The 22,603-nt window shown below is 63.8% G+C and carries 23 protein-coding genes; 7 read left to right on the top strand and 16 right to left on the bottom strand.

Annotated elements, in window-relative coordinates; genetic code table 11:
• Positions 1–2: 2 nt before the first annotated feature.
• From MSIL_RS09415 to dapF, 4 genes are all read right to left on the bottom strand, one after another.
• Positions 3–947, bottom strand: a complete 945-nt coding sequence (locus MSIL_RS09415; RefSeq protein WP_012590862.1) for a site-specific tyrosine recombinase XerD — start codon at positions 945–947, stop codon at positions 3–5.
• Between the two features lie 87 nt (positions 948–1,034).
• Positions 1,035–1,178 (bottom strand): hypothetical protein, encoded by a 144-nt coding sequence (locus MSIL_RS09420; protein ID WP_012590863.1) that lies wholly within the window; start codon positions 1,176–1,178, stop codon positions 1,035–1,037.
• A 102-nt stretch (positions 1,179–1,280) separates the two neighbouring features.
• Entirely contained in the window at positions 1,281–2,582 is a 1,302-nt protein-coding gene (gene mtaB, locus MSIL_RS09425) for a tRNA (N(6)-L-threonylcarbamoyladenosine(37)-C(2))-methylthiotransferase MtaB (RefSeq protein WP_012590864.1), read from the bottom strand.
• Positions 2,579–3,451: a diaminopimelate epimerase gene (dapF, locus tag MSIL_RS09430; RefSeq protein WP_012590865.1), complete on the bottom strand. Its 873-nt coding sequence runs from the start codon at positions 3,449–3,451 to the stop codon at positions 2,579–2,581. The genes mtaB and dapF overlap by 4 nt, the downstream gene beginning before the upstream one ends.
• A 178-nt stretch (positions 3,452–3,629) precedes the next feature.
• Between dapF and MSIL_RS09435 the strand changes: the two genes are divergently transcribed.
• The gene (locus MSIL_RS09435; protein WP_012590866.1) at positions 3,630–4,355 is read left to right on the top strand and encodes a GyrI-like domain-containing protein; all 726 of its coding nucleotides are present in this window, start codon (positions 3,630–3,632) and stop codon (positions 4,353–4,355) included.
• A 196-nt stretch (positions 4,356–4,551) separates the two neighbouring features.
• On the opposite strand, the gene MSIL_RS09440 is transcribed toward MSIL_RS09435, so the two are convergent.
• Complete coding sequence (locus MSIL_RS09440) at positions 4,552–5,715, bottom strand: alpha/beta hydrolase (protein WP_012590867.1); 1,164 nt, start codon at positions 5,713–5,715, stop codon at positions 4,552–4,554.
• A gap of 281 nt (positions 5,716–5,996) precedes the next feature.
• On the opposite strand from MSIL_RS09440, the gene MSIL_RS20150 reads away from it, so the two are divergent.
• On the top strand, positions 5,997–6,881 hold the full coding sequence (locus tag MSIL_RS20150) for an AraC family transcriptional regulator (RefSeq protein WP_012590868.1): 885 nt from the start codon (positions 5,997–5,999) through the stop codon (positions 6,879–6,881).
• A 117-nt stretch (positions 6,882–6,998) separates the two neighbouring features.
• On the opposite strand, the gene MSIL_RS09450 is transcribed toward MSIL_RS20150, so the two are convergent.
• Complete coding sequence (locus tag MSIL_RS09450; protein WP_012590869.1) at positions 6,999–8,390, bottom strand: GntP family permease; 1,392 nt, start codon at positions 8,388–8,390, stop codon at positions 6,999–7,001.
• Positions 8,391–8,656: 266 nt separating this feature from the next.
• Here MSIL_RS09450 and MSIL_RS09455 point away from each other — a divergent pair, with 266 nt between their 5' ends.
• Complete coding sequence (locus tag MSIL_RS09455) at positions 8,657–9,310, top strand: CoA transferase subunit A (RefSeq protein WP_012590870.1); 654 nt, start codon at positions 8,657–8,659, stop codon at positions 9,308–9,310.
• Complete coding sequence (locus tag MSIL_RS09460) at positions 9,310–9,978, top strand: 3-oxoacid CoA-transferase subunit B (protein ID WP_012590871.1); 669 nt, start codon at positions 9,310–9,312, stop codon at positions 9,976–9,978. Before MSIL_RS09455 ends, MSIL_RS09460 begins: the two co-directional genes overlap by 1 nt.
• A gap of 13 nt (positions 9,979–9,991) precedes the next feature.
• Here MSIL_RS09460 and MSIL_RS09465 read toward each other — a convergent pair whose 3' ends face one another.
• On the bottom strand, positions 9,992–10,813 hold the full coding sequence (locus MSIL_RS09465) for a DUF3108 domain-containing protein (protein ID WP_012590872.1): 822 nt from the start codon (positions 10,811–10,813) through the stop codon (positions 9,992–9,994).
• 296 nt (positions 10,814–11,109) lie between these two features.
• On the opposite strand from MSIL_RS09465, the gene MSIL_RS20155 reads away from it, so the two are divergent.
• On the top strand, positions 11,110–11,883 hold the full coding sequence (locus MSIL_RS20155; protein ID WP_012590873.1) for a protease inhibitor Inh/omp19 family protein: 774 nt from the start codon (positions 11,110–11,112) through the stop codon (positions 11,881–11,883).
• A 39-nt stretch (positions 11,884–11,922) separates the two neighbouring features.
• On the opposite strand, the gene pgi is transcribed toward MSIL_RS20155, so the two are convergent.
• The 7 genes from pgi to trxA all read right to left on the bottom strand — a co-directional run bounded on the left by pgi (position 11,923) and on the right by trxA (position 19,153).
• The gene (pgi, locus tag MSIL_RS09475) at positions 11,923–13,572 is read right to left on the bottom strand and encodes a glucose-6-phosphate isomerase (RefSeq protein WP_012590874.1); all 1,650 of its coding nucleotides are present in this window, start codon (positions 13,570–13,572) and stop codon (positions 11,923–11,925) included.
• A gap of 166 nt (positions 13,573–13,738) precedes the next feature.
• Complete coding sequence (locus MSIL_RS09480; protein WP_012590875.1) at positions 13,739–15,259, bottom strand: ammonium transporter; 1,521 nt, start codon at positions 15,257–15,259, stop codon at positions 13,739–13,741.
• Positions 15,260–15,294: 35 nt separating this feature from the next.
• Entirely contained in the window at positions 15,295–15,633 is a 339-nt protein-coding gene (locus MSIL_RS09485) for a P-II family nitrogen regulator (RefSeq protein ID WP_012590876.1), read from the bottom strand.
• Positions 15,634–16,055: 422 nt separating this feature from the next.
• Positions 16,056–16,967 (bottom strand): acyl-CoA thioesterase II, encoded by a 912-nt coding sequence (gene tesB / locus MSIL_RS09490; protein WP_012590877.1) that lies wholly within the window; start codon positions 16,965–16,967, stop codon positions 16,056–16,058.
• A 206-nt stretch (positions 16,968–17,173) separates the two neighbouring features.
• Entirely contained in the window at positions 17,174–17,383 is a 210-nt protein-coding gene (locus MSIL_RS09495) for a Trm112 family protein (RefSeq protein WP_012590878.1), read from the bottom strand.
• A 74-nt stretch (positions 17,384–17,457) separates the two neighbouring features.
• Entirely contained in the window at positions 17,458–18,117 is a 660-nt protein-coding gene (locus MSIL_RS09500) for an LON peptidase substrate-binding domain-containing protein (protein ID WP_012590879.1), read from the bottom strand.
• Positions 18,118–18,232: 115 nt separating this feature from the next.
• Positions 18,233–19,153, bottom strand: coding sequence for a thioredoxin (trxA, locus tag MSIL_RS09505; protein ID WP_012590880.1), 921 nt, complete (start codon positions 19,151–19,153; stop codon positions 18,233–18,235).
• Between the two features lie 343 nt (positions 19,154–19,496).
• Here trxA and MSIL_RS09510 point away from each other — a divergent pair, with 343 nt between their 5' ends.
• Together MSIL_RS09510 and MSIL_RS09515 are read left to right on the top strand one after the other, a co-directional pair.
• Complete coding sequence (locus MSIL_RS09510) at positions 19,497–20,504, top strand: metallophosphoesterase (RefSeq protein WP_012590881.1); 1,008 nt, start codon at positions 19,497–19,499, stop codon at positions 20,502–20,504.
• Positions 20,505–20,742: 238 nt separating this feature from the next.
• Positions 20,743–20,988: a hypothetical protein gene (locus MSIL_RS09515; RefSeq protein WP_012590882.1), complete on the top strand. Its 246-nt coding sequence runs from the start codon at positions 20,743–20,745 to the stop codon at positions 20,986–20,988.
• A gap of 22 nt (positions 20,989–21,010) precedes the next feature.
• Here the strand turns inward: MSIL_RS09515 and MSIL_RS09520 are convergent, their stop codons facing one another.
• On the bottom strand, positions 21,011–21,499 hold the full coding sequence (locus MSIL_RS09520; protein WP_012590883.1) for a CDP-archaeol synthase: 489 nt from the start codon (positions 21,497–21,499) through the stop codon (positions 21,011–21,013).
• Between the two features lie 66 nt (positions 21,500–21,565).
• Positions 21,566–22,480 (bottom strand): N-acetyl-gamma-glutamyl-phosphate reductase, encoded by a 915-nt coding sequence (gene argC / locus MSIL_RS09525; RefSeq protein WP_012590884.1) that lies wholly within the window; start codon positions 22,478–22,480, stop codon positions 21,566–21,568.
• Positions 22,481–22,603 lie beyond the last annotated feature (123 nt).

The raw sequence follows: 22,603 nt of genomic DNA on the forward strand, positions 1-22,603 counted from the left end.
TTTTACGGATCGCCGAGCGGGTGCAGGTCGCGGACCATGGCTTTCATCCGCTCGTCGAGCACATGCGTGTAGATCTGCGTCGTCGAAATATCGGCATGGCCGAGCAGTTCCTGCACGACGCGAAGGTCCGCGCCATTTTGCAGAAGATGGCTTGCGAAAGCGTGGCGCAGCACATGCGGGCTGACGCGCGCGGCGGAGAGACCCGCCGCCGCCGCCGCCGTTTTGAGATCGCGCGCAAAAGCCTGGCGCGTCAGATGACCGCTCTCGCTGTCGGCCGGAAACAGCCACGGTCCGGAGGCCGCGCCCGGCGCGAGCCTGTCCAACAGGGCGCGATAGGCCGCGATCGCCTCCCGCGCCTTTGTCGAGATCGGCGCCAGCCTGTCGCGGCCGCCCTTGCCGCGGATCGGGATCAGGGGATCTTTCCCGCGCGCGATCGATTTCGGCAGCGAAACGAGCTCGGAGACGCGCAATCCGGTCGCATAGAGAAGTTCGATGAGGCAGGCCGTGCGAAGCGCCCGCAGCTGCTCGCCGGGGGAGCGCGCGGCGGCGTCAAGACCCTCTTTTGAGACCGCAAGCAGCCGGTCGACTTCGGCGATCGACAGTGTTTTCGGCAGACCGCGGCCGCGCCGTGGGCCCTCGATGATCGCCGCCGGATCGTCGGAGCGATAGCTTTCCGCCACAAGAAAGCGGTGCAGCTGGCGGATCGCCGAGAGCTTTCGGGCGCTCGAGGCTGGTTTCAGACCGCGCTTTTCGAGAGAGGCGATATAGGCGCCGATGTCGTCGCCGGTCGCTTCGATCGGCGATTTTTTGGCGGCTTTGAGCCGGCCGGCATAATCGGCAAGGTCGCGCGCATAGGCTTCGAGCGTGTTCTTGGCGCCGCCGCGTTCGGCCGCGACCATGTCAAGGAAAGCCGCGATCAGGGGGGACGAACCGTCGCCAGTCTGCATGCCCGCTCTCCTTTTGGCCGCTTTCAGCCGGCGAGCTTGGCCCGCATTCGGTTCAGGAATGGATAATTACGCATTGGAAGCCCGGCGTCATTTGTTCAGCCGCTGCGGCGGAATGGTCTGGCTGATTTCGCGCGGCTCCGGCTGAACGAAGGCGACCAGCGCCAGCATGCCGGCGAAAATGGCGCCGGCGATGAGCGCGAGCACGACAAGAAAGCGGAAGAGACTAGGCAATGCGACCCCCGGCGGCGCCAGAGCATGACGCCGAACGCTTGTGGACTTTTCGGATGAACATCATGCGTAAAGTAAATGCTTAAGGCGCAAGAACGCGCCCAATTATGAAACGAGCGCGGTGACGGCGTCCTCCGTGAGACGCGGCCGCGCGCCGGGCGAAACGGCTCCTGACACCGATTTGCCGTCGTCGCGCGCGATGCAGATATCGCGCATTTGCGACGGCGGCGCGCCATCCGTCTTGACCAGCGTGAAATCGGCGGCGCGGCCAAAGCCGCCGCGCTCGGTCAGTACGCGCAGGGTCTTTCCGATTTTTGTCGCATGATGGCGCGCCAGCGCCGTCTCGCCGGCCAGACGCAGGCGCGCGGCGCGCTGCTTGACGAGCGTCGGGGCGACAGCCGGCATTTTCGCCGCCGGCGTTCCGGGCCGGGGCGAAAATGGAAAGACGTGCAGATAGGCGAGGCCGCAATCCTCGATGAGGCTCGCAGTATTCTCGAACATGGCCTCCGTCTCGGTCGGAAAGCCGGCGATGAGGTCGGCGCCGAAGACGATGTCGGGACGCAGCCGCTTGAGTTCGGCGCAGAGGCGGACGGCGTCCGCACGCAAATGGCGCCGCTTCATGCGCTTCAAGATCATGTCGTCGCCCGCCTGCAGCGAAAGATGCAGATGCGGCGCGAGCCGCGGCTCTTCGGCGAAGGCGGAGAAGAGATCGGCGTCCGCCTCGATGCAGTCGATCGAGGAGAGGCGCAGCCGTTCGAGCTCTGGCGCGGCTTTCAAAATCGCCTTGACGAGGCCGCCGAGCCGGATGTCGCCAAGATCCTGACCGTAAGACGTCAAATCGACGCCGGTGAGCACGATTTCGCGAAAGCCCTGATCGGTCAGGCGGCGGACGGAGGCGAGGATCGCCTCGGCGGGGGAGGAGCGCGACGGCCCCCGGGCGAAAGGAATGATGCAGAACGTGCAGCGGTGATCGCAGCCGGTCTGGACGGCTAGAAAGGCGCGGGTGTGATCCTCGACGCCCTCGGCCGGGATGTTCAGCGGACCGGCGGCGTTCATGATGCTTTGCGCCTCGACGGGCTCGGCCGAGGCCCAGGCGGCGGCGTCCGACTTGCCGGCATTGCCAAGAACCCGCGACACCTCGGGCATTTGCGAGAAGCTGCCGGGGTCGATCTCCGCGGCGCAGCCGGTGACGATGATCTCGGCGGACGGCCGCTCGCGCCGGATGCGGCGGATCGCCTGGCGCGCCTGACGGGTCGCCTCCGCCGTCACGGCGCAAGTATTGACGATGATGAGATTTTCGCGGCCGGCCTTTTCCGCGGCGCGCCGCATGGCCTCGGATTCGACGAGGTTGAGGCGGCAGCCAAAGCTTGCGACCTCGACGGCGCGAAAAGTGCCGCTTCCGGTCACGCCGCGGCGTCCGCGAAAATCGCCGGATCGAGCCGGGTCTCGAATTCGAACGCAACCGGCCCGGTCATGACGACCATATCGTCGCTCTCGCGCCAAAAAATGTCCAACTCGCCCCCAGGGAGGGCGACGGTCGCGCGCCGGCCTGTGAGTCCCCGCCGCGCAGCCGCGACCAGCGCCGCGCAGGCGGCCGAGCCGCAGGCGAGCGTCAGGCCGACGCCGCGCTCCCAGACCTTCAGCTCGATGCGCTCGGGCGAGACGATGCGCGCCAGCGAAATATTGGCCCGTTCGGGAAAGAGCGGATCATGTTCGAGCACAGGGCCGATCGCGGCGAGATCATAGGCGCCGATATCCTCCACGAAAAAGATCGCGTGCGGATTGCCCATATTCACCACGGCCGGATTTTTCAGGATGGGCGAATCGGCTGGCCCGAAAGAAAGATCGACCGCGCTTGTGTCGGGCGCGTCCCGGCTCAGCGGGATCTCGGCAGCCTTCAGCCGGGGGCGCCCCATCTCGACGGAAAAGACCAGCTCGCTGACGCGGCGGCAGGCGAGCCGCCCGGCCGCCGTCTCGAGCAACACTTCGTCCCGCGCGCCATCCTTCAGCAAGGTCCAGGCGACGCAGCGCGTGCCATTGCCGCAGGCGGCCGATTGCGAGCCATCGGCGTTAAAGATCGTCACGAAAGCCGCGCAGCCTTTGGAGCGCGGGTCTTCCAGAACCATCAGTTGATCGAAGGCGAGCCCCTTCGTGCGGGCGATGGCGCGCGCCTGCGGGCCCGTGACGCCGGCGCCGGCGCCGCGCAGATCGACGATGAGGATCTCATTGCCTATGCCGTTCATCTTGACGGCGAGCCGGTTGGCGAGGGGATTCATGTGCCGCTTCGTCTGTGTGCGTTCTGCCTCATATAAGAAAATAAGCTGCGCGGAACCATTGTTTTGTCGCTTTGGCGCGTTCTTTATCCAATAAGCTCCCCTTATAGGCCCCCTTGCCGCTGCTCTTTCGCGCCGGGCAGGAGGCGCGGCGGCGACGGTCGGACTTTTGGAGCGGCATATGAGATTTGGCGACTTCGCAGAACTGACGCTTGCGTTTTCGGGGCGCGCTGCTCGCGCCGCGGCCGCGCTCGCTTTCCTCGCCCTTTTTGCTGCGCCCGCCGCCGCCGAAGCGCCGACGACAACGCCGCCTGCAACTGAAGCCGCGCCGCCCGCAACGCCTGACGCCTCGCCTGCCGCCCCCGAATCGGCGGCTCCCGACGCGACTGTGCCCGAGCCGGACCAGAAGGCTGCGCCCGGCGCTCCGGGCGTCCCCGGCGACGCCACCGCCGAAACTGTGGAGGTGACCGCCAAGCCCGTCGCGCTGCTCGTCGGCGACGCGGAATGGGCGGAAGGGTTCAAATCCATCCTCGCCGCGCTCGACAAGGCGCAGGAGGCCGTCAAGACCGCCGGGCTCAAGCAGGCCGGCCCGCCCTTCGCGGTGTTTCTATCGACCGACGACACCAGCTTCCATTTCGAGGCGATGGTGCCGATCGAGGCCAAGCCGGACGGCAAGACCGAGCTGACCGGGGGCGTCAAGATCGGCGATTCGCCGGCCGGCAAGGCGATCAAATTTTTGCACCGCGGCGCCTATGACGACATCGATTCAACCTATGATCTCATCACCGCCTATCTCGACGAGAAGGGGCTGGATTCCAAGAATCTGTTCATCGAGGAATATCTGACCCCGACCCGCGAAAGCGACGACGCGGGGCTTGAGGCCGACATTTATGTGTTTTTGAAGTAGCGGCTAAACTGGAGCGGGTCGCTATTGAAGCATTCTGAATTATCGCCATAAGCGGCTGCTTTTCACAATGACAACACCACGGAAGAAGAACACGCCGGCATAACGGCCTGCCCCAAAGCCGGCTGCTCCCGTTCCTTACATATAGGCGCAAGCAATAGCCCTGCGCCGCGCGAGGCGGGCAGGGCTTTCCGCATGATCAATCGTCATGCCAATTGTGGGCGTCTCTGCTATTTTTCCATCCGTTCAGCTTGTTCTTCTTCAGGAACTTATCCAGCAGAGCGGCAACCTTGTCGTTATCCATGTCTGCAAACGCGATATGCGTGCTTCCTTTGAGCCCCGCATCCTCCGCCAGCTTGAGGACTTCCGCGTGCCCGCCATATTTGTTGATGAGCTTGGCGCACAGGCGGGACTGAATAACGAAACTGTAGGTTTCAGGGCGATGGTCGCCCCACACGAACTGGATCGCCGTTAGCTTCGCCAGCTTCTTGAAGTCCTCAAGCGGAACGCCGATCGGACCGAAAGCGCAGGCCGGCCCGGGATCCGTGCAGAGCGTGGGGCTCTCGGGGTCGCCGATGGGGAACACATATCCGATGCTTTCGTAGGTGACGATGCCCTTGATATTGGTTTTCTGGCTCTTGGTGGTTGTGCGCATCGCGCGAAGCCCGCCAGCCGAGTTGGTGAGGTAAACGATACTATTGCCCAGTCGGCCGGAATCGGCCGCGACGGCCGCCGCATCCGTCTCAATCTCGATATTCCGCGCGATGTCGAACTCGTCATAACGAGAGGCTGTCGCATCCAGCCAAGCCTGTGGATTTGTGGTCGGGAATTGGACGCCCGGCCACCATTCGGCTGCCGTTGGAACTTGTCCGACTGGAATTGCGGGGCCGAACACCCAGGCCGTGAAATTGCCCTGATCCCGCGACGATGGCGTGTAGGTGACCGACTCGCAGCTCCAGTTGGCGCGGCCGACGCGCGGACCGTCCCACAAAAAGACGGGGTATTCGCGGCGCAGCATCATGTCCTTGTAGCCTTCGCCGCCGTCCCAGCGGTTCTGCCACACTTGCGTGCTGGAGCTGTGCCACATGACGAGGCTTGTCCTGCGCGGAGTCGCGGGCATGAAATACTCAACATAGCCGTGATCGCACGACAGCGTCCGATTGGGCGTGGCGGGATTGATAGGGACGACCTTGCCGCCGATGACGAAACCGCCCGAACTGTCGAGCACGATGGGCGGCTTGCGAGAGTCATGGGCCAAGGCGCCGCTGCTTGTGGCGGCGATGAGCAAGAGCGCAGCTAACGGACAGTAATTGCTCAGCTCCCGACGACCGGATTCTGCAACTCTATTGTTGTCGTTGTTCATTAATTCCCCCCTTTTGCTTTCTGGTGACGCGCGTTTTCGATCTTCGTCGAAAACTGAAGTTTGCTCGTCGTTTCGAAAGCTAGAGGGGGATGCGGAAGGAGACTACCACGATCCGGCGCATTTGAGCACGATCCTGCATACGCACATAATAAAGTTCACAATGCCGTGAGCAAAGGCCGACTCTTGGCGGTTTTGCGCCGAGGCCTCTCGAACAGAGGACATTGACAGGAGATCACAAAAGCGTGAACGCTAGTCGGCCTCGCTGACGACTGGACCTGTCAATGAGTACGACCCGGATTCAATTTATCGCGCACGGACGACGCGCGACGCTGTTTCGCGCTCCCGATTTGATGAGCGCCGATCACCCTTGGGCTGGTTTTAGCTTCGAAGAGGCGAATGCGCCGAGCGAGCCGATGCCGAGCCATTCCTGGTCAAAGACCACCCTCTTATATGTCACAGGGGGTCAGGGTTCGCTGCGTTGGAAGCACCGAGGCGTTTGGAGCGTTGACCCGCTCCAGTCCGGAACCGTCTCCATTACCCGTCGCGACGTCGAGATCCAATCTGTTCTGCCGAGCGGCTCATTCCGGATGATGGTGCTCCAGCTGGATGGCGCGCGATTTCAGGAGCTGGCGCCCGCTCAAATTGTCGCAATTGAGAAATCGTTGAGTTCTGTGCAGGTGACGCGAGATGTCCGGCTTGCCGCGCTGTTGTCGGCAATGTCCGCGGAAGTCAAAGATGGATGCGCCTCCGGGAGGCTTTACGGAGAATCGATCTCCATCGCATTCCTTGCGTATCTCGCCGGTCGCTACGCTACCCCTCCGCTTCTCGCCGATTGCGAGAAAAGCCTTTCGCCGGCCGAGATGCGGACCCTCGTTGGCTTCATCCGAGAGAATCTGGCCAACAACATCTCCGTGACGGAGCTCGCGGGGCTGGTGCAGATGCGTCCCTCTCACTTTGCCCGAATTTTCAAGGCTTCGTTCGGGATTACGCCCTATCAATTTGTCATGCGGGAACGCGTTGCGAGCGCGAAGGAGCTGTTTGTGAGCGCGAACCTGTCCGCGAGTCAGGTGGCCTCGGAGATCGGATTTTCGAGTCAAAGTCACTTCGTAAAAGTCTTCCGCCAGTTCACGGGCGTCACGCCCAAGCAGTACCAAGCCGGTCTCTAGCTGTCTGCGACGGCCATGTCCGGCGTCGGGCCACGAGCAGCCTTTCTGCAGGCAGACGGCCCTCGCGCTGCCCATCCCCGGTTCAGGTCCCATCGAGAACCCCGCAAGGCTTCGCCCTCAATAAAGCCCCGTCAGATAATAGAATCCGATCACCACGAACACCGCCGCCGTTTTCAAAATCGTCACCGCAAAAATATCGATGTAGGACGTCTTGTGCGTCAGGCCGGTCACGGCGAGGACGGTGATGACCGCGCCATTATGCGGTAGCGTGTCCATGCCGCCGCTGGCCATGGCGGCGACGCGGTGCAGCACTTCCATGGGGATATGCGCCGCCTCCGCCGCGGCAATAAACTGCTTCGACATGGCGGCAAGCGCGATGGACAAACCGCCCGAGGCCGATCCCGTGACGCCGGCGAGCGTCGAAACGCTGACGGCGACCTTGACCAGCGGATCGCCGATCTGCGCCAGCACGTCGCGGATCGTAATGAAGCCCGGCAGCGCCGCGATGACGGCGCCAAAGCCATATTCGGAGGCCGTGTTCATGCCGGCGAGAAGCGCCCCAGCGACAGCGGCCTTCGACCCTTCCGCGAATTTGACGGAAACACGCCGAAAGGCGAAGGCGAACACCGTCAGAATGCCGGCGATCAGCGCGCCCTGCACCGCCCAGATCGCCGTCAGCGAAGCCACATTGGCCGTAACCGGCGCCGACATGCCGGCGAGCTGCACATGATTCTCCGGGCCATAAAAGGCGCCGATCAGCGAAGTCAGCGCGCGATTGCCCAAAAACACCACGAGAAGCGGGCTCAAGGCGATCAGCGGATGGGTCAGCGCGCCTTTTTCCGCCGCCTCCGGCTCATGGATATGATTTTGGCCATATCCCTCGCCCGCCGCAGCGGCCTGACGGCGTCGCCATTCCAGCCAGGCGAGGCCGCTCCCCAGAATGAAGGCCGAGCCGATGAGGCCGAGGATCGGCGCGGCCCAGGTCGTCGTTTGAAAAAACGTGGTCGGGATAATGTTCTGGATCTGCGGCGTGCCGGGCAGCGCGTCCATCGTGAAGCTGAACGCGCCGAGCGCGATCGTCCCCGGAATGAGCCGCTTTGGAATGGCGCTCTGACGGAACATTTCCGCCGCGAAAGGATAGGCCGCAAAGACGACGACGAACAGAGAAACGCCGCCATAGGTCAGGATGGCGCAAACAAGCACGATCGACAAAATCGCACGGGCGTGGCCGACGACGCCGATCACCGCGCTGACGATCGATTGCGAGAAGCCGGACAGCTCGATGACTTTTCCAAAAATGGCGCCGAGCAGAAACGCGGGAAAATAAAGTTTCAGAAACCCGACCATCTTCTCCATGAACAGCGAGGTAAAGATGGTCGGAACAGTGGAAGGATCGGTGGCGAGCACGGCCAGCATTGCGGCGATCGGCGCAAACAATATGACGCTGAAGCCGCGGTAGGCGACGACCATCAAAAAGACCAGCGCGGCGAGCGCGATCAAGAAATTCATGGCGTCGCTTCCCCCACTGCAGGCGCGTTGACGCGGCCTGCTTGCCACTCCGCGCCGCTTTGGAAAACCAAGCCGGATCCCTCAAAGCGGGCGCTACCCAGTGCTTTTCAAGCCTAGCTTCGGCAAGCCTGTTGTCAAACCGCGGCGGGGCGTCATAACAGCTTGACGGCGCCCGATCTGCCGGGCGCCTGCGCCGCCGGGCGAACGCGCCGGCTTGCGAAAAAATTTGCAGATGAGGGAGGGCGAGCCATGGACGCCGCAGCCGCATGAAACGCGCAATTTCGCCGACGGCCGCCGCCGCCCTGATCCCGGACGGAGCCACAATCATGATCGGCGGCTTCATGGCGGTCGGCTCGCCGCATCGGCTGATCGACGCTCTCGTCGCCGCCGACAAGCGCAATCTGACGATCATCGCCAATGACACCGGCCTGCCCGGCGTCGGCATCGGCAAGCTCATCGCCGCCGGCTGCGTTGCAAAGGTGATCGCCTCGCATATAGGGCTCAATCCGCACACGCAGAAAGCGATGATCGCCGGCGAGATCGAAGTCGAACTCGTGCCGCAGGGAACGCTCGCCGAACGCATTCGCGCCGCCGGCTACGGGCTCGGCGGCGTGCTGACCAAGACAGGGCTTGGAACCATCGCGGCCGAGGGCCAGCGCGTGATCGACATCGATGGCGACCCCTGGCTTTACGCCCCGCCGCTGTTCGCCGATTTCGCGCTCGTCGCGGCCGAGCGCGCCGACTACAATGGCAATCTGTCCTATCAGCTGACGGCGACCAATTTCAATCCGGTGATGGCCATGGCCGGCCGCATCGTCATCTGCGAATCGCGCGAAATTCTTCCCGTCGGCGCGGTGCCGCCGGACAGCGTCGATACGCCGGGCGTGCTGGTCGATCATCTCATCGAAAGGGCTGTCTGATGAAGCCGGACGAGATCATTCAGCGCCGCGTCGCGCGCGAATTGCACCCCGGCACGCTCGTCAATCTCGGCATCGGGCTACCGACCGGCGTGTCGCAATTCATCTCGCCGGACGCCGGGATTTTATTCCAGTCGGAGAATGGCATCGTCGGCATGGGCGCGCGACCCCCGGAAGGCATGGAATACGCCGAATTGACCGACGCCGGCGGCAGCTTCGTCACCGCCGTGCCGGGCGCCGCGACGGTCGACAGCACAACCTCCTTCGGCCTCATCCGCGGCGGCCATCTCGACGCAACCGTTCTCGGCGGGCTCGAAGTCGATGAGCAGGGAAGGCTCGCCAATTGGATGGTGCCGGGCAAGATGGTGCCGGGCATGGGCGGCGCCATGGATCTTGTGACAGGCGCGCGGCGCGTCATCGTCGCCATGCAGCACACGGCGCGCGGACGCCCCAAAATCGTGCCGGTCTGCACGCTGCCGCTCACCTCGACGCGGCGCGTCACGCTGATCGTCACCGATATGGCCGTGATCGAGCCGACGCTCGAGGGGCTTGTGCTGCGCGAACGCGCGCCCGGCGTTTCTGTCGCGGAGATTCTTGAGGCGACGACAGCGCGCATGACAGTGCCGGAGGATGTTCCGGAAATGGACATTCGGGCGCCGACAGGCGCGTGACCATGACTGAGCTTTAATGCGTCGCGGCGGTGACGTCGCTTGTGTCGACCGAAAACTCCACCGCTTCAATGACGGCGTTGCCGGCCAGCGTCATCAGCGCGACGCGCAGCGGCGCGACGACATGGGCGTGCTCGATCGGCGCGAGCCAGACCTCGATCTGGCGGTTATCGGCCATGAAGCGCGTCGAGCGCGAGTCGCGCTTATGGCCGGCGATCGGCGTATAGCGCGCGGCGCAGACGGAGACGGGCCCGGAATAGCCGCCGATATCGACATTGCGCGAGCCGACATAGAACAGCGTGACGTCGAACCGCAAATAGCCATCGAAGACCGGAATTTTGCGGTTGCAGGCGGCAGGCCCGACCAGGGGCTGCCCCGGCGGCACGGTCATGATGAAAGCGCTCGTCGGATCGAGAATATTGCGCTTATTGGCGTCGGTGACGGGAACGCGGCCTTCGAGATCGGTCCAGGGCGGGGTGATGAGCAGCGATTTGACCGCGCCGCCGCTGAGCGCCATGCGGACGGTCCGCGTCTCGCGTGAGTTGGCCGCCGTCGTCACATAGGTCGCCGGGGCAATGACGCCGCCCTGCATCGATCCCGTCGAGCTCAGCGCCATTTTCACATCCGCGACCATCGCGGCGACTCCGGTCAGCCGGGCGTTGAAATCGATCCGGTATTTGCTGGAGTCGAACGAACTGACGGCCGCCACCTCGCCGATATGCAGGCCGATGAGGCTCACCGCATAGCGCGCGCGCACCGTCTCGGCCTGCGCTGACGTGAGGCTGGAGGCGATCAAAGCGAGCGTCGCGACAAAGGCGAGGCCGGATTGGCGAATCAAAAGCGGTCTCCCGGCCTCCGCAGCCGATCGGGTCCCGAATCGGCGGCGCAAACCCAATGTTTCTAGCGCGCTTTCCGGCCGGAGGGAATCATCCGACAATCACGAAATCGCGCCAACCTCACGGCGAAGCGCATGTTCGGCGCGAATATCGGCAAATTTTAGCAGCCCTCTAATCCCTGGTCGGATTTCGCCGGCAAGATTGGCGCAGCGCCGATTTTGCTTATAATGTTTCGTCCTCATCCTGCGCCGCCTCGAGTCGCCCGCCACCGCGTCAAACCCCAACCCCCGAGCGATCCATGCGACTGCATCTCGCGCCTCCTGCGACCGCCCGGTCCGTCCGGTCGACGGCGACGAAAATCCTTCTGACGATCGCCCTTTGCGTCGCCTCAGGCGAGCGGCTCGGCGCCGCGACGCTCGACAATCCCGACGCCGTGCTCGGACAATGGGATCTCACGCTCGAAGGCAGCAACAAGGCCTGCCGCCTGACATTCCGCGCCGAGCGAGTGCGCGGCGGCTTTTACCTTGGAATGCCAGCGGGTTGCCGGCGCGGGTTGGCGCCGCTCGCCAACGCCGCCGCCTGGAGCCTGCCGGGGGGAGAGCATCTCATCATCGGCGACGTAGTCGGCGCGCCGATTCTCGATTTCGCCTTGCAGCCGGATGGCGCTCTTGCCGCGATTTCTCCGGCGGGCGAGAATTATAAGCTCGCCTTCGCCGCCGCCGCGCCCGCGCCTCCCGCTGCGGCCGAAAATCCGGCCGCTCCTCCGCGCGCCGTCGCCACGAAACTGGCGTTGCGCCCCGCCGACATCGCCGGCCGCTACGCCGTGCTGCGCGACGGCGGCCGCGACACCGGCTGCATGGTGACGCTCGACGCCTCGACGAAAGCCTTTCTCGCGCCGGCCTGTCGCGATCAGGGTATCGTCACCTTCGATCCGGTCGGCTGGCGCCTCGCCGGCTCGCGCCTTGTGCTCGTCGCGCGCAAGGGCCACACGACGCAGCTCGACCTGCAGCCGGACGGAACCTTCGTGAAGGATGCGGCGCTCGGCAAGAATCTGGGGCTGAAAAAGCTTTAAGCCGGATTTTCTGAAACGACCCTGCGTCGCCGACGCGGCCTAAGCCCCCGCGCGGCGGGCGCGCGCCGCCTGAACCAGCCCGGCGGTCGAGGCGTCGAGCGCCTCGGTTGAAGCAGAATCGTCCCCGACGATCGGCGCGAGCTTTTGGGCGAGCTCCTTGCCGAGCTCGACGCCCCATTGGTCGAAAGAGTTGATGTCCCAGATCACGCCCTGCACGAAAATCTTGTGCTCATAGAGCGCAATCAGCCGGCCGAGCGTGCGCGGCGTCAGAGCGGTGTAAAGAAAGGTGCTCGACGGCCGGTCGCCGTCAAAAACCTTATGCGGCGCGAGCGCCGCGATCGCATCGGGGCTGAGCCCTTGCGCGGCGAGCTGCGCCGAAACCGCTTCCAGCGGGCGGCCCTGCATCAGCGCCTGACTCTGCGCGAGACAATTGGCGAACAAGATCCGGTGGTGGGTTTCGTCGGCGGCGGTCGGCTTCGCCGCGACGAGGAAATCGACCGGAACGATCTCGGTGCCCTGGTGCAGCAGCTGAAAAAAAGCGTGCTGGCCATTTGTGCCGGGCTCGCCCCAGACCACCGGCGACGTCTCGTAGGCGACGCGGGCGCCTGACAAATCGACCGATTTGCCGTTCGATTCCATATCGAGCTGCTGCAAATAGGCGGGAAAGCGCGCCAGCCGCTGATCGTAGGGAATCACCGCCTGCGTCGCATAGCCGAACACATTGCGATTGAGCACGCCGATCAGCGCCATCAACACCGGGATGTTTCGCTCGAGAGGCGCCTCGCGAAAATGGCGATCGATGTCCTCGCCGCCGCGCAGAAACGCCTCGAAATTGTCGCGGCCGACGCCGATCGCGAGCGAAAGCCCGATCGACGACCAGATCGAATAGCGGCCGCCGACCCAGTCCCAGAAGCCGAACACGCGGTCGCTTCGGACGCCAAAGGCCGCGATACGATCGAGCTGCGTCGAGACAGCGCAAAAATGGCTGGCGATCGCGTCCGGCCCGAGCCGTTCGGCGACATAGGCGCGCGCGGTCGCGGCGTTGGTCATCGTCTCCAGAGTCGTGAAGGTTTTGGAGCAGACGATAAAGAGCGTCGTCTCGACCGGCGTATTTCTCATCGTATCGGCGAAATCGGCGCCGTCGACATTGGCGACGAAATGCAGCCGCAGATGATCGGCGATAAAGGGCGAGAGCGCGCGAGCGGCCATCGCCGGCCCGAGATCGGAGCCGCCGATGCCGAAATTGACGATGTCGGTAAAGCGCGCGCCATTGGCCGCCCGGATCGCGCCGCTCCGCACGGCTTCGGCAAAGGCAAGGAGCTTCTCCCGCTCCGCCTCGACCATCGCCGCCACATCCTCGCCCGCCGCGCGCATCGGCGCGCCAGACAGATTGCGCAGGGCCATGTGCAGCGCCGCGCGCCGCTCGGTGATGTTGACCGGATCGCCTTCGAAAAGGGCCTCGCGGCGTGGTTCGACTTCGGCCGCACGGCCGAGATCGAGCAGCAGCCGCAACGTCTCCGCGTCGAGCCGATGCTTCGAGAAATCATACAGAAGATCGTCGAAACGCGCGTGGAAGCGATCGAACCGCTGCGGATCGGCGGCAAACAGATCGGCGATTTTCGGGGCGCCGCTCCGGCGCGCATAGGCGTCCAGCGCGGCGAAAGCATTTGCGACCTTGCTGCGGTCCATCGGCGAGCCTTGGGAAAGCGATGGCCGATCATCTAACGTAAAGCGGCCACGAAGCAAAGTTGGGCGACGCGGCGGCTTTTACGATGCTCCGCGGGCGGCGGAAAAAAACCGCCGGACCTCTCGATCCGGCGGCTGATATTCGCGCAGTTTGCTGCGGCGCGTCGGCTTACGGGTTGTAAGCGCGCTCGCCGTGCGAGGTGATGTCGAGACCCTCGAGCTCTGCGTCCTTCTTGACCCGCAGGCCCATCACAAGATCGACGAGCTTGTAGAGAATGAAGGATCCGATGCCCGAGTAGAGCAGCGTGAAGGCCACGGCTTTGAGCTGGGTCGTCACCTGAGTGGCCATGTCATAGGCGCCCGCCGAGGCTTCGCCGGGCTTGATCGTGTAGTCGGTGAGGCCGACGCCGCCCAGCGCCGGGGCGACCAGAATGCCCGTGGCGATGGCGCCGACGATGCCGCCGATGCAATGGACGCCGAAGACGTCGAGGGAGTCGTCATAGCCGCCCCATTTCTTCACATAGTCGACGAAGAAGAAGCAGATCGCTCCGACGGCAAGGCCAAGCACCACCGAACCCATCGGTCCCGCGAAGCCCGACGCGGGCGTCACGGCGACAAGACCCGCGACGGCGCCGGAAATAATGCCCAGCAGCGACGGCTTGCCCTTCAACGCCCATTCCACGAGCATCCATGACAGCGTCGCGGCCGATGTCGCGACGAAGGTGTTGACGAAGGCAAGAGCCGTCGTGCCGTTCGATTCGAGATTGGAGCCGGCGTTGAAGCCGAACCAGCCGACCCACAGAAGGGAGGCGCCGATCATCGACATGGTCACCGAATGAGGCGGCCCAACTTCCCGCGGGAAGCCGATCCGCTTGCCCATGACGAGGCAGCCGACAAAGCCGGCGATGCCCGCGTTGATATGCACGACCGTGCCGCCGGCGAAATCGAGAGCGCCAAGCTGGAAGAGGAAACCGGCGTTGGAGTTCACAGCGTCCAGATTTGCCTGCGCGGTCGCCTTGGCGGCGTCGTCAGTCGCCGCGGCGAGAGCCTTGGCGGCGTCGGCGACGGCGTCCGGGCCGGCCCAATACCAGACCGCATGCGCGATCGGGAAATAGATGAAGGTCACCCACAGCGTGATGAACACGAGCAGCGAGGAAAATTTGATGCGTTCCGCGAAGGAGCCGATGATCAGCGCCGGCGTGATGCAAGCGAAGGTCATCTGAAACGCCATATAGACGAATTCAGGAATGACGACGCCGTTGGAGAAGGTTGCAGCGGTCGACGACGCGTCCATGCCCTTCAGGAAAGCGCGGTTGAACCCGCCGAAGAAAGCGTTCCAATTCACGCCGAAGATCGGGAACGGCGTGCTCGACCCTTCCGTGAAGGCGAGCGAATAGCCGTAGACGACCCAGATGATCGACACGAGCGCGACGATCGCGAAGACCTGCGACAGCACCGAAGCCATGTTCTTGGTTCGCACCAAGCCGCCATAGAAAAGCGCAAGGCCGGGGACCGACATCATCAACACGAGGGCGGTCGAGACCAACATCCAGGCGGTGTCGCCCTTGTTCGGCACGGGCGCCGGGGCGGCGGCGGCAGTCTGCGCAAAGGCGAGGCCCGCGGCGGCGCCTGCCAGCAGCAGCCCTAGCCCTACCGAGCGGGCTCGGATCGGTGGAAACGCAAATCTCATCATGTACTCCTGAGAAGCTGGGAATTTTTCAAGGATCAAAGGGCGTCGAGGTCGCGTTCGCCGGTACGGATGCGAACCGCCTGATCGAGCCCGCTGACGAAGATTTTTCCGTCTCCGATCTGGCCCGTTCGCGCCGCCGTTGCAATCGCGTCGACCGTCGCTGCGACGAGCTCGGGCGCGATTGCGACTTCAACTTTCAGCTTTGGCAGGAAACTCACCGCATATTCGGCCCCCCGGTAGATTTCCGTGTGACCCTTCTGACGTCCATATCCCTTGACCTCGGTCACTGTCATGCCATGCACGCCAAGGGTGGTCAGAGCGTCGCGCACTTCGTCCAGCTTGAACGGCTTTATGATCGCAACAACGATTTTCATGTGCATTTTTTCCCGTTTGCGCCAACCTGAGAGCCGTTGAGTCAGCCCGTGAGTCGCCCCCCACCAACCAGCTCGGGCGCGGTTCAGGCGCGTCCTTGCCGGCCGTGCTTAGCAAGCGCCGGGCCTTTCGCGGGCCTTCGCAACGCTTTTTTGCCGGAAAGCGACTATTTGTCATGAATTAGCTGGGGCTGGCTCGCCACGGCGCTGCTTGCGCCAGTCACGTAGACCGGCGGCGTAAAAGCTGTTCTCCGGCCGGAGGCGCCTTCGCTGTCGTTTTGCGTGAATTTAGCCTCGCCAATAGTCCGAATGCCTATGTTTTAGGCAACATATCGTGCGCTGCGAAATCATCAGACTCGCGGTTGCGCGCTCATAATTCGGCTAAAATATCAAATGATATCAATCGACCCGCCTCAGCGACCTCATTATCTCGGCCGCATCAGCCCTTCCTGCATGGCCGAGGCCACGAGGCGCCCATCCCTCGAATAGATCAGTCCCCGCGTCAGCCCTCGCGCTCCGCTGGAATTGGGGCTGTCCTGCACGTAGAGCAGCCACTCATCGGCGCGAAAAGGCCTGTGAAACCATAAAGCGTGATCGATGCTGGCCACCTGCAGGGCCGAATCGAATACGAAATGGCCGTGAGCGATCAGCGCGGTGTCGAGAAGGGTCATGTCGGACAGATAGGCGAGGACGGCGCGGTGGATCGCCGGATCATCCGGCAGGGGCGCGGCGGCGCGCAGCCAGATGTTCTGCGTCGGCGCGCCGGGCGCGCGGCGCATGTAGCGATCGGGATCGACGGGGCGCGTCTCGATCGGACGCGCGCTGGCGAACCAGCGCCGGATCGTCTCCGGCAGCTGCGCGCCAAATGTCTCCAGCATCTCGGCTTCGCTCGGCAGCGATTCTGGCGCAGGCGCATCGGGCATGGCGAAAGCATGCTCCAGCCCCTCCTCTTCGATCTGGAAAGACGCAGCGAGCGAAAAGATCGGGCGGCCGTGCTGGATCGCGACGCATCGGCGCGTCGCGAAGCTGGAGCCGTCGCGCAGCCGCTCGACTTCATAAACGATCCGCGCCTGCGGATCTCCCGGCAGCAGAAAATAGCAATGGAGGGAATGCGGCGTCCGCCCCGGCGCGGTGCGTGAAGCGGCGACGAGAGCCTGCGCCACGACAAGCCCGCCGAAGACGCGCTGCCAGCCGACCTGCGGGCTCCGGCCGCGGAAAATATTCTGCTCGATCGTCTCGAGGTCGAGGATGGCCAAGAGTTCGTCAACCGCCTCCGCCGACGCCGAGGCTCGTTGGGCCTCCTTGGCCACAGACGGGGTTTTCCGCGCATCGGTCATGTCGAACTACGATCCTCTTGCGTGATCTTGAAATAAAACACCGCTTCGAAAGGGCCCCCTCGCATCATTGGGGCAAAGGCGGACCAAGCCGCGCTCGCGCCCCGACCGAGGCCAAAGCAGCGTCATTCGTTCCAGCGGAGTCGTCGTGCATTCTCGCCGAGTCAAACTAAACTTACGGCGTGGCGCGAGGCGGCCAATCCGGCGCCTCAATCCTGCAGCGGACGCGCCTCTTCGGGCAGCATGATCGGGATGCCGTCGCGGATCGGATAGGCGAGCTTGGCGGCGCGGGAAATCAGCTCCTGATTTTCGGCGTCATATTCGAGCGTCGTTTTGGTGCGCGGACAGACCAGGATCTCGAGCAGACGCGGGTCGACCCGCGGCGCGTCGGCGGCAGGTTTTGCGGGCGTATCGGTCATCGGGCGCGAATCCTTTGGAAAGTTTGGAGCGCCGCCCGCCAGAAAAATCTCGGCTTCGGCGGCATGCTCCAGGCCTATTGCAGCGTGTTTTCAGCGTTCTTGCCGCGCGCGAGCTCGATTTCCGTGATCGCCACAAGCACGTCGGCGCGGCCCTTGAGATCGGTCGCTTCGAGGAGGGCCTGTTTTTCCCGCGGCCCGAAGGGGCTCATCATCGCCAAAGCGTTGACGAGGGCCTCATTGGGCGCCTCATTGATGCTGTCCCAATCGAGCTGGAGCTCATTGCTCTCGGCGAAACTGCGCAGGGTGCGCAAGAGGCCGTCGCGATCGACCAGTTCCTCCCCGGCCCGCGGGCTGAAATCGATCGAGAACGGCGCATAATCGACGCGGGCCTGCCGGTAAGGCGTCAGGGCGTCGATCTCCTCGACCATCTTGAACCGCGCGACGCCCGTCAGAGTCAAAAGATAGCGGCCGTCGCCGGTTTCCGCGAGCTGCGTGATGCGGCCGACGCAGCCGACCTGAAACAGAGCCTCGCTCTTGTTGGTCTCGGGGTTCGGCTGAATCATGCCGACCAGACGATTGCCCTTCAGGGCGTCGTCGACCATGGCCATATAGCGCGGCTCGAAAATATTGAGCGGCAATTGTCCGCGCGGCAGCAGCAGCGCCTTGGCGAGCGGAAAGATCGGCAGGGAGGGCGGCAAGTCGTCGGGGCCGCCGTAAGCGTGGTTGATGCCCATCGTCAGCTCCTCCCCTTCGCCAAAGCCCGCTCGTCCATCCATTGCCGCTGTTCCGTCAGCTCGCGCATGATCGCTTTATACATTATGGCCGCAGCAACGCCTAAAGCGCGCGCCATCAGGAGAACAGCAGCGTCGACAATTTTTTGCGCGCGCCGATGGTGGCCGGATCGGCCGGTCCCCAGGCCTCGAAGAATTGCAGCAACTGCTTGCGCGCGCCATCCTCGCTCCAGGCGCGGTCGCGCCGGATGATGTCGAGCAACGCCGCCGCCGCCTCCTCGCGCCTGTTGTGGGCGTTGAGGCCAACTGCGTAATCAAATGCCGCCTGATAATCCTGCGGATCGGCGTCGACTTTGCGCTTGAGGTCGGCGAGATCGCCGAGGGCGCCCGCCTGTTCGGCGAGTTCCAGCGCGGCTCTGGCCGCCGCGACGCCGGCGTGTTTTTCTGCTCCCGCAGGCGCGGCGTCGAGCAATTCGCGCGCAAGCTCGAGATCGCCGGCCTCGACGTGAAGCCTTACAAACCCTGCAAGCGCGTCAAAGTCGGCCGGGTTTTCAGCGAGAATTTCGGCGAATAATTCCGCGGCTGCGGCGGGGTCGCCATCGGCGACAAGCGCCTCGGCCTCTGCGAGGAGGTCCGCCGTTCCGCCGATCGGCCCGACGAGGCGCTCGACAAAGCCGCGCACATCGGATTCCGGCAGAGCGCCCATGAAGCCGTCGACCGGCTGCGAGCGCTGGAACGCGATTACCGCGGGAATCGAGCGAACGCCAAGCCGCCCGGCGATCTCGGGATGCTCGTCGATGTTCATCTTGACGAGCTTGACCTTGCCTGCCGCCGCCTGAACCACTTTTTCGAGAATTGGCGTCAGCTGCTTGCAGGGGCCGCACCATGGCGCCCAGAAATCGACCAGAACCGGCTGACGCGCGGATTCGGCGATGACGTCGGCGCCAAAGCTCGCCGTGGTCGTATCCTTGACGACGGAGGCCGCCGCCGCTTGATCCGGCTTGGCTTCGTTGGCGCTGAGGCCGTATAGTCCCGCCATGTGCAGCTCTCCCTCGGCGCTGGCGCCTCAAATCTCAAATCCGTCTCTCATTAAAGCGTGAGAGTCGGGATGTCGCGCGAAAAACCGGCGAGCGAAGTTGCGGCTCGAGTTCTTGGCGCGAAGGAATATAAGGAATTCTCGTCGAAGAGCGGTTTTCACTTTTCGGCGTCATGCTTCAGGGAAAATGGAGCTTTGGCGCCGATATCGCAACCCTGACCGTTGCTGATCCCTGACATGATGACATCGCCGCCGGGCCAAGAGAGCGAGCGGCGCGGCTTCTCCAATTGATCTGCTTTAAATCCGGATGCTTCAGTTCCAGGATGCTTTAAATCAAGGAACGCGCTTGTCCCAGCCTCTTGATCCGATCCGTCGCGCGCAGTCTGAGGCGCCGGCAAACGCCCCGTCCGATATGTCCGACTTCACTGTAGCCCGCCGCCTCGAAAAGAGGCTCGGCCCAGTCTATGCGCGGCAAAGGATCGGCATCGAGGAAGATCACGAGGCGCAGGCTTTCGGCCAGGGGCTCAATTTCTTTCACATCGAGAATTGGTATTCCGTCCACGCGATGATGCGCCTCGCGCTCCGGCTATGCGGGGTCTTCGGGCGCGGCCAGCGCAACGCCGCAAAGGTCGAGCTGCGCCGCAACGAGATCGTCTCGCGCCGGCTGCCGGCGGCCTTCGACGGCTTCACCTTGCTGCATCTCAGCGACCTGCATGTCGAGATGAGCGCAGCCGCCATGCTGCGCGCTGCGGAACTGATCGAGGGCCTCGATTACGATATCTGCGTCATGACCGGCGACTATCGCGCGCGAACCTTTGGCGGCTTCAAAGCGACGCTCGACGGGATGGCCCCGCTGCTCAGCCGGGTGAAATCGCCGATCTATGGCGTGCTCGGCAATCATGACACCATCAAAATGACCCCCGCGCTCGAAGATCTCGGGGTCACGATGCTTCTCAATGAATCCGTCCGCATCGACCGCGGCGGGACAGCGATCCATATCGGCGGCATCGACGACGCCCATTTCTTCCGGGTCGACAATATCGAGAAAGTCGCCGTCGATATTCCCTTCGAGGATTTCTCCCTGCTTTTGTCGCATACGCCGGAAATCTATCGCCAGGCGGCGCATGCGGGCTTTGACGCCATCCTGTCCGGGCATACGCATGGCGGCCAGATCTGCCTGCCCGGCGGCTTTCCGCTCACCCTCGATTCCGTTCTGCCGCGCGCCTTCGGCGCGGGCGCCTGGAAATACAATGAAATGAGCGGCTACACCTCGACCGGCGCCGGATCGAGCGTGCTGCCGGTGCGGTTCAACTGCCCGCCGGAGGTCACGCTGCATCGGCTGCGGCGGGAATAGAGCGCCATTTCCCAAAGATCGCCGGAAGGCCTGCTGTCGGGATGCGCCGGAACGTCGCCTTTACGACAAACCGACATGGCGCGGCCAAAGCGATCCGGCGGCTTGCCAACGCCTGAATCTCCTTAATAACCAATAAGTTAGTCGCAAAGCTCCGGCGCGGCAAGAAGTTTGCTGATGGCTGGCGCGGACGCGCCAGCGCAGCGCGCGTCCGACCGGATCATTGCGCGGGAGACGTTACATGTCGGCGAGTTCAGGGTTCTTTGTGGATTGGAGCGGCAACACGCGCAGCACCGATGATCCCGGCGGCGGCTACAGCTGCGACATCGACTTACCGGCGCGCTATGTCGCCGTGCTATCGAAGAACGGCGCGCTGGTGCATGAGGCGACCTTCTACAAGACGCTTGCCGATGTCGAGAAGGCGGGGATCAAGGCGCCGCTGGTTTCGGGCGACCACCCTTGGGGCCGCGCTGACGAGGGGCTTTGACGGCGTGTCCGCGTCGCAGCCGCTAGTAGGGCCGCTCCCTGATCTTCAAGGTAAACAAGGCGCGGGACAGCAAGAGGCCGCCGATCCAGAAGATGAGGGTGGCGATCAGCACGTCGGTGAGGCTCAAGCCCAGCGCGCTCTTGCAGACAATCAGCGGCAAGAGGCTTTCTGGCGCCTGATCGATGCCGGGAGCCATTCCCTGCGCCGGCAGCTGCAGCCGGCGCTTGATGAAGCTTGAGAGAATATCTCCCGCCATCGCGGCAGCAGCCGCAAGAGCGCCGACGCGCCAGTCGACGCCAATCAGCGGCGCGACAAGCGTCGTCGCAATGAGGCTGGCGATGACGCCGCGGAATGTTTTGGAGGAGCCAAGCAGACGCGCCCCATCGGCAAATCTTGCATGAAAGTCGAGCGGGGCGTTCCCCCACAGGCCAAAGGCCCAGCGGGCGAGGATCGGCGCGCCGTTGGCGACGAAAACCAGAATCAGGCCCTGGGCGATCGGCGCGATGCTCATCACAGTTCTCCTGCCGTCGCGCGGCAGATTTTGTGAGGTAACGCTTTTGTGTGGACTCGGGTTCCGTCAGGCCCCGAGCATCAGCCCCAGGTTTTGCATCGCGGCGCCGGATGCGCCCTTGCCCAGATTGTCGAGCCTTGCGACGAGAACCATCTGGCGGCGCGCCTCATTCGTGAAAACCCGAAGCTCAAGATTGTTGGTTTCGTTCAGAGCCTCCGGCTCGATCTTGCCCGAGGCCTCCGCCGGCGCGACGCGCACGAATTCAGCGCCGGCATAATGGGCGGCGAGCGCCGCCTCGAAATCGGCGCCGCCCGGCTTGCCCGGAAGCGCATCGAGAAACAGCGGGATCGACACCAGCATGCCTTGGGCGAAATTGCCGACCGAGGGAACGAAGAGGGGACGCCGCGTCAGCCCGACGTATTTTTCGATCTCGGGCACATGCTTATGCTCGAGGCCGAGGGCGTAAAGTTCGAAGGCAGGCGCCGCGCCCGACTGATAATCCGCGATCATCGCCTTGCCGCCGCCGCTATAGCCGGAGACCGCATTGATGGCGACCGGCCAATCGGCGGGAACAAGCCCGGCGTCAACGAGGGGACGCAGCAAAGCGATCGCGCCTGTCGCATAGCAGCCGGGATTTGAGATGAGCTTTGCTTGCGCGATCGCCTCGGCCTGGCCCTTGGCCAATTCGGGAAAGCCGTAGGTCCAGCCGGGCGCGACGCGATGCGCGGTCGAAGCGTCGAGCACCCGCGGGCCCGCGGACCCCAGCGTCTCGACGATGGCGACAGTTTCGCGCGCGGCGTCGTCGGGCAAGCATAAAATGACGACGTCGACGCCGGCGAGCAGCTTCGCCTTGGCGTCCCGATCCTTGCGCAACTCGGGCGGCAGGCTTCTCAGTTCGATCCCCGGTTCGGAGGCAAGCCGCGTCTTGATGCCAAGGCCGGTGGTTCCGGCTTCGCCGTCGATGAATATCTTGCCCTGCATGAGCCGCCGCCTCTTGAGGTCCCGCCTTTAAAGGCCGGGACTTATAACAGACCCCGCCGTTCATGACCCCAGATAGTCATGCCCGGACCTCAATAGAATCATGCCCGGGGGTTGAACCCGGGC

The sequence above is a fragment of the Methylocella silvestris BL2 genome (genome assembly GCF_000021745.1).
GTDB classification, from domain to species: domain Bacteria; phylum Pseudomonadota; class Alphaproteobacteria; order Rhizobiales; family Beijerinckiaceae; genus Methylocapsa; species Methylocapsa silvestris.